The 6,667-nt window shown below is 76.3% G+C and carries 4 protein-coding genes; all 4 read right to left on the bottom strand.

Going from position 1 to position 6,667, the window contains the following annotated elements; all coding sequences use genetic code 11:
• Nucleotides 1–44 precede the first annotated feature (44 nt).
• The 4 genes from GBN72_RS14415 to GBN72_RS14400 all read right to left on the bottom strand — a co-directional run bounded on the left by GBN72_RS14415 (nt 45) and on the right by GBN72_RS14400 (nt 6,563).
• The gene (locus GBN72_RS14415; protein WP_151772198.1) at nt 45–3,056 is read right to left on the bottom strand and encodes an AAA family ATPase; all 3,012 of its coding nucleotides are present in this window, start codon (nt 3,054–3,056) and stop codon (nt 45–47) included.
• Complete coding sequence (locus GBN72_RS14410) at nt 3,053–4,216, bottom strand: exonuclease SbcCD subunit D (RefSeq protein ID WP_151772197.1); 1,164 nt, start codon at nt 4,214–4,216, stop codon at nt 3,053–3,055. The genes GBN72_RS14415 and GBN72_RS14410 overlap by 4 nt, the downstream gene beginning before the upstream one ends.
• Nucleotides 4,217–4,347: 131 nt before the next feature.
• Nucleotides 4,348–5,748, bottom strand: a complete 1,401-nt coding sequence (locus GBN72_RS14405; RefSeq protein ID WP_151772196.1) for a lipase family protein — start codon at nt 5,746–5,748, stop codon at nt 4,348–4,350.
• Between the two features lie 188 nt (nt 5,749–5,936).
• Complete coding sequence (locus GBN72_RS14400) at nt 5,937–6,563, bottom strand: YigZ family protein (protein WP_151772195.1); 627 nt, start codon at nt 6,561–6,563, stop codon at nt 5,937–5,939.
• Nucleotides 6,564–6,667: the final 104 nt, after the last annotated feature.

Genomic DNA, 6,667 nt, shown 5'->3' with positions numbered 1-6,667 from the left:
CCGGCTGACCGTCCTCGGCCGCGAGCGGCCGGCGGTCCGCGCGCTCAGCCGGACGCCCCGCGCTGCCGCAGCACCGACCCCTGGCGGCCCTTGACCACCTCGAGCTGGGCGTGGACGCGGCGCTTGAGGTCGGCGACGTGGCTGACGATGCCCACTCTGCGGTCCCGTTCGCGCAGGGAGTCCAGGACGTCGAGGACCTCGTCGAGGGTCTGGTCGTCGAGGCTTCCGAAGCCCTCGTCGATGAAGAGGGTGTCGAGCCGGACGCCGCCCGCCTCGTCGGTGACCACGTCGGCGAGGCCGAGGGCCAGGGCGAGGGAGGCGAAGAAGGTCTCGCCGCCGGAGAGGGTGGCGGTGTCCCGCTCCCGTCCCGTCCAGGCGTCGACCACGTGCAGCCCGAGGCCGCTGCGGCCGCGGCCGGAGCGGTCGTCGGAGTGGACCAGCGTGTAGCGGCCGGAGGACATCCGCAGCAGCCGGGCGGTGGCCGCCGCCGCGACCTGTTCGAGGCGGGCGGCGAGCACGTAGGACTCCAGGCGCATCCTGCGCTCGTTGTCCGCGGAGGTGCCCGCGGCGAGGCCGGCCATCCGGGCGACCTTGTCGTGCCGGCCGCGCAGGGGGGCCAGGGCGCGGGCGGCGCGGGCGGCCTCCTCGGAGAGCCGGTCGAGGTCGGCGCAGCGCCGCTCGGCGGCGTCGTGGGCGGAGGCGGCCTCGCGGGCCCGCCGGGCGGCCGCGGCGAGCGCGGCCTCGGCGGCGCCGGCGTCGGCGGGCGGCAGCTGGGCCGCCGCTGCGGTGTCCTCCTCCTCGAGCACGGCGCGGACCGCGGCGTGCTCGTGCTGCCAGGCGTCGAGGCGGTGCTGCAGGGCGCGGTGGTCGGCGGCGTCGAGCAGCGCGTCGGCGGCGGCCTGCGGGGTGTCGAACCCGGCCCGGTAGGCGGCGTCGGACAGCCGGGCGTCGGCGTCCTTGAGCCGGCGGGCCGCGTCCTCGGCGGCGCGGGCGGCGTCGGCGGCCTCGTCGAGGAGGGTGACGGCCCGCTCGAGCTGGAGGGCGCGGGCGGTGACGCTGGCGGCGGTGCCGCGCGCCTCGGCGAGCTCCCGCTCGAGGGTGACGCGTTCCTGGTCGAGGCGTTCGCGGTGCCCGACGCGGGCGGCGGCGCGGACGGCGGCCTCCTGCCGGGCCGCGGTACGGCGGGCGTGTTCCTGCTCGGCGCGGCGCAGCTCCTCGCGGGCGGGGTGCAGGTCGCCCGCATCGAGGTGTTCCCGGCGGTGCCGCTCGGTCAGCTCGGCGAGCTCGCGGGCCAGTTCGTCGGCGGGGTCCTCGCCGGCTTCGGCGACGGCGGCGGCCAGCGCCTCGCGGAGACGCGCGTGGCGCCGCTGCGCGTCGTCGGCCGCCTCCTGGAGGCGGCGGTGCCCGGCGCGGGCGGCCTCCTCGGTGGCCCGGTCGACATGGCCGACGTCCTTGCCGGCCGGTGCCGGGTGGTCCGGGGAGCCGCAGACGGCGCAGGGCTCGCCGTCGCGCAGGGCGGCGGCGAGTTCGGCGGCGATGCCGTCCAGCCGCTGTTCGCGCAGCGTGTTCCAGTGTTCGTGGGCTGCCGCGGCGCTCAGCCGGGCGGCCGCCGCGTCCTGCCCGGCGGTCGCGGTCCCGGCGGCCAGCCGGTCCCGCTCGCGGGCGGCGTCGAGCCGCCGCCGGGCGGGTTCCTGCCGGGCGGCGAGCTGCTCGGCGCGGGTGGCCGCCGCCTGGGCCGCCTCGAGGCGGTCCTGGAGGGCGGTGCGCGTCTCCTCCCAGCCGGCCAGCCATTCCTCGGCCTCCTGGAGCGCCTCCTCGTCCGCCCGCTCCTGCCGGTCCAGCCGGTCCCGCTCGGCGGCCAGGGCGCGCAGGCGGGTCTCGGCACGGCGCGCGGACTCCAGGCCGCCCAGTTCCTCGGCGGCCCGGCGGGCGGCGGCGGCCAGTCCGGCCGCGCCGTCGCCGGCGAGCCGGGCGGGGAGCAGGCCGCGGGCGCGCTGCTCGGCGGCGGCCGCCCGCCGGTGCTCGGCCTCGGCGGAGCGCCGCAGGTCCAGGGTGGGTGCCACCGCCTCCGCCTTGCGGGAGCGCTCCATCACGCGCTGGGCCTCGTGGTGGGCGGCGGAGGCCTCCTCGAGGCGTGCGGCGCGTTCCTCGGCGTCACCGAACCGCTTCTGCAGGCGCGCCAGTTCGCGCGCTTCGACGGTGTCGCGTTCGGCCCGCGCCCGGGCCGTCTCGGCGGCGTCCAGCGCGCAGCGCGTGACGGCGAGCTGTTCGCGGGCGGTGCTGCGGGCGACCGCGGCCGCGGTGAGCACGGCCTCGGCGAGGCCGGGGTCGCCCGGCGCGAGGCCGGGCAGTTCCATGGCCTCGCCGGCGGCCTGCCGCATGCGGTGGGCGCGGTTGAGGAGGTCGGTGTCGGCGTCCTTGACCTGCGCCTCGGTGGCGCGGCGGCGCTCGGCGAGGCGCTTCTCGACCTCGCCGAACCGCTCGGTGGCGAAGAGCCGGCCGAGCAGCTTGCCGCGGGCCTCGGCGTCGGCGCGCAGGAACCGGGCGAAGTCGCCCTGCGGGAGCAGCACGACCTGGCAGAACTGTTCCCGGCTCATGCCGAGGAGCTGGGTGATCTCCTCGCCGATCTCCTGGTGGGAGCGGCTGCCGGTGCTCTTCCAGGCGCCGGCGGCGGGGTCGTACTCGCGCAGCAGGCTCTGTGCCTTCTCGGGGGTCGTTCCGGTGCCGCGCTTCTTGGGGCGGAGCCGGGCGGGCTGCCGGGTGACCTCCAGGCGGCGGCCGGCGACGGTCAGCTCCAGGGTGACCTTGGTGCTGACGGCGGGGTCGGCGTGGTCGCTGCGCAGGGCGGAGCCCTGGCCGCCGCTGTGTCCGCTCTCCCTGGCGCCGGGCACCTTGCCGTAGAGCGCGTAGCAGACGGCGTCCAGCACGGAGGTCTTGCCCGCGCCGGTGGGACCGTGCAGGAGGAACAGGCCGGCTCCGGCCAGCTCGTCGAAGTCGACGCTCTGGGTGGAGCCGAACGGGCCGAAGGCCGTCATCTCGAGCCGGTGCAGCCTCATCGGGCGGCCTCCTTGGCGAAGGCGTCGGCGCGCACGGCGTCGAAGGCCTCGCGGAGCACGGCGCGCTCCTCCTCGTCGGGCGCGGCGCCCCGGACATGGGCCACGAAGTCCTCCGCGACCTGCTGGTCGTCGCGTCCGGCGAGACGGCGCGCGTAGGAGACGCCTGCCTCGCCGGGGGCCCGCTCGGGGTCGAAGGTGAGGCTGAGGGTGTGCGGGAACCGTTCGCAGAGCCGGGCCATGGGGTCGGCCGGCCGCACCGGGTCGGTGAGGGTGGCCTCGACCCAGGCGTCCTCGTGCCGGGTGAGGTGCGGGTCGGCGAGGAGCTGTTCCAGCGGGCCGCGTATCCGGGCCAGCGCGCGGGGCACCGGGCAGTCGATCCGCTCGGCGGCCACGCCGCCCCGGGCGTCGAGCTCCACCAGCCACATGGTCTTGCGGTGGTCGGCCTCGGAGAAGGAGTAGGGCAGCGGGGAGCCGCTGTAGCGGACGCGCTCGGTGATCGTCTGGCAGCCGTGCAGGTGTCCGAGGGCGACGTAGTCGACGCCGTCGAAGACGGCGGCGGGTACCGAGGCGACGCCGCCGACGGTGATGTCGCGCTCACTGTCGCTGACCCGGCCGCCGGTGACGAAGGCGTGGGCGAGCACCACCGAGCGGGTGCCGGCGGGACGCGTCGCGAGGTCGGCCCGCACCCGGTCCATGGCGGCGCCGAGCACCGCCTCGTGGGCCGCCTTGTCGACCCCGAACTCGTCCTTGACCAGGGCGGGTTCGAGGTAGGGCAGGCCGTAGAAGGCGACCTCGCCGAAGGCGTCGGCGAGCACCACCGGGGTGCCGGCCGAGGCGGCGTCGGTGCGCAGGTGGATCCCGGCCCGGCCGATCAGCCCGGCGCCGACGCCGAGCCGGCGGGCCGAGTCGTGGTTGCCGGAGATCATGACCGTCGGCACGCCGAGGCCGGCGAGCCGGTGCAGGACGTCGTCGAACAGCTCCACGGCGGCCAGCGGCGGAACCGCCCGGTCGTACACGTCGCCCGACACCACCACCGCGTCGACCCGGTGCTCGCGCACGGCGACGAGCAGGTGGTCGACGAACGCGGCCTGGGCCCCGAGCATGTTCACCCGGTGGAACGACCGGCCCAGGTGCCAGTCCGACGTGTGCAGCAGCCTCATGCCCACCGACCTTAACGGTGGCCACCGACAGCGACGCCGTGGGCCGAATTTTGTCCGGAATGCCCCGCCTTGCTGGCGGAGGCGGCTTTGCGTGCCGCCCCCGCCCGCGCGCGGGGAACCCCGACGGCCCGTCAGGGCTGGAGCGGCATGCTCCAGCAGTTGGAGACCGCGGACCTGCCCTCCAGCCGGTCCTTCAGCCAGTCGATGGCCGCGCCCTGGTCGGTGAGGAGCGGCACCATGTGGTTGGTGACGATCTTGTCGCCGAGGTTCGGCAGCGCGATCGCCTCGTAGGTGACGTTCGCGCCCTTGCGGCACCAGTCGACCGCCATCTGCCGCGACTGCCGGTGCGGCACGATGTCGTCCTGGACCCCGGTGGCCACCCGCACCGGCCCGGAGGGCTTGAGGTTGCCGATGCGCTGGTCGTCCAGCACCTCCTGGATGCGCGGCTCGCTCTCCACGATCTGCGAGAGGGACTTCCCGTCCGTCGTCCAGGAGCTGCTGCGCCGGAACCCGTAGGCGAGGAGCGAGTCGCCGATGCACATGCCCGACAGGTCCTCCAGTGCGGCCCGGCCCTTGTCGCTGAGGTGGGCGTCGGCGATGGGCCGCAGGCCGGGGTCGGCCTGGAGGAATCCGTTGAGCGACCAGCCCAGGGCCCCGGTGAGGGCGCTGCCGTCGATGCCCTTGATCGTCTCGGTCAGGTCGGCGGGCGGCGCGCCGGAGTACGTCCCGGCCAGCTGGACGTCGGGGGCGTAGGACGCCGCCAGCTCGGCCGCGGCCGCGGTGGCGCCGCCGCCCTGGCTGTAGCCGTAGAGGCCGACCCGCGACTCGGGCCGCAGCGACGTCCCCGGCAGCGAGCGGGCGGCCCGGACCGCGTCCAGCACGGCGTGTCCGCCGTCGACACGGTTGACGTAGGTGTGCAGCCTGTCGGTGGTGCCCAGGCCGACGTAGTCGGTGACCACCACGGCGACGCCCGAGGCGAGCAGCCGGTAGATCGACAGGTCCTCGTAGCCGACCGAGACCGAGTCGCCCTCCAGCAGGATGGGGTGCTCCAGCCCCTTGGAGGCGGCGCACTCGTCGCCCTGCCCCATGGTGCCCGGCGCCACGGCCACCAGCGGGCGGGCGCCGCCGCCGCGCCACGCGGCGGAGGGCTCGATGTAGGCGCCGGTGACCGCCACGGGCTCGCCGTTGGAGTCGGTGGACCGGTACATCAGCCGGGTGGCCTTGCCGGGGAAGGGGCCGCCGAGACTCGGCAGGCTGATGGCGAGCGGCAGCGGCTCGGTGCGGACCAGGGCGCCGTTCTGCGCGGGGAGGCTCGCGGGCGGCGTGTAGAAGCCGGCGGCCGTCGCGGCCGGGGCGGCCGGGGCGGCGGGCGCGGCCTGGGCGACCGCGGTCTGCGCGCCGACGCAGGCCAGGGCGACCAGCGCGGCGGACAGCAGCAGGCGGGTGGAGCTTCGGCTGGAGCTGCGGGTCGGGGAGGCGGTTCGCGGCCGGTCGGTGGCCCTTGATCTCTCCACGCGGCTCACTCCTGTCATCGTCGGAGGGCGGGCAGGACTGCGCGTCGCCGTGTTACCGGCGGTTACCTACTGGAGAGTAAGGGGGTGCCACATGTGGTGACAAGACATGTGCGTGGACCCTATGAACGCCACGCCCACGGGGCCGGAACGGCCCTTCGAGGCGAGCGTGGGTGCGTGCGCGAGTGCGGGCGTGGGTGCAGGCGCGGCTACGCGTCCCCGTACGCCTCTCCCCCGAGCGCGAAGCCCGCCGAGCCGGCCGTGCTGTCCGCGAGCCATGCCCGGAACGCCGGCACGTCCGCGTCGGGGAGGCCGATCTCGATCTCCACCTGCTCGCCGTACCGCACGTCGCGCACCTCGCGCCCGGTGGACCGCAGGTCGTTCTGCACCTTCCCGGCCCGCTGGTGGTCCACGGTCACCGTGGCCACCCGGAACCGCCGCCGGGTGCGGGTCCCCAGGACGTCCAGGGCCTCCCCGACCGCTCCTCCGTAGGCACGGATGAGCCCGCCGGCCCCCAGCTTCACGCCGCCGTAGTACCGGGTCACCACGGCCACCACGTACCGCATGTCACGCCGCATCAGCATCTGCAGCATCGGCACGCCCGCGGTGCCGCCCGGTTCGCCGTCGTCGCCGGCCTTCTGCACGGAGGCGTCGGCGCCGATCACATAGGCGTAGCAGTTGTGCGTGGCGTCCGCGTGTTCCTTGCGGACGGCGGCGAGGAAGGCCTGGGCCTCCTCCTCGGTGGCCGCCGGGGCGAGGCTGCACAGGAAGCGGGAGCGGTTGACCTCGGTCTCGTGCACGCCCGCGCGGGCCACTGTGCGGTACTCGTCCTGCATCCGCCCAGCCTATGCGGTCGCCCGCGGGCCGCCGACGGCGCGTGCGCGGCGAAGGGCCACGGCAGGGGTCGTCGCCGACCACCGCCGTGGCCCTTCGGGCCCGC

Source organism: Streptomyces abyssomicinicus, assembly GCF_008974245.1.
Lineage (GTDB): Bacteria > Actinomycetota > Actinomycetes > Streptomycetales > Streptomycetaceae > Streptomyces > Streptomyces abyssomicinicus.
Note: the sequence above shows the minus strand (reverse complement) of the source record. Positions and strands in the feature narration are given on the sequence as shown.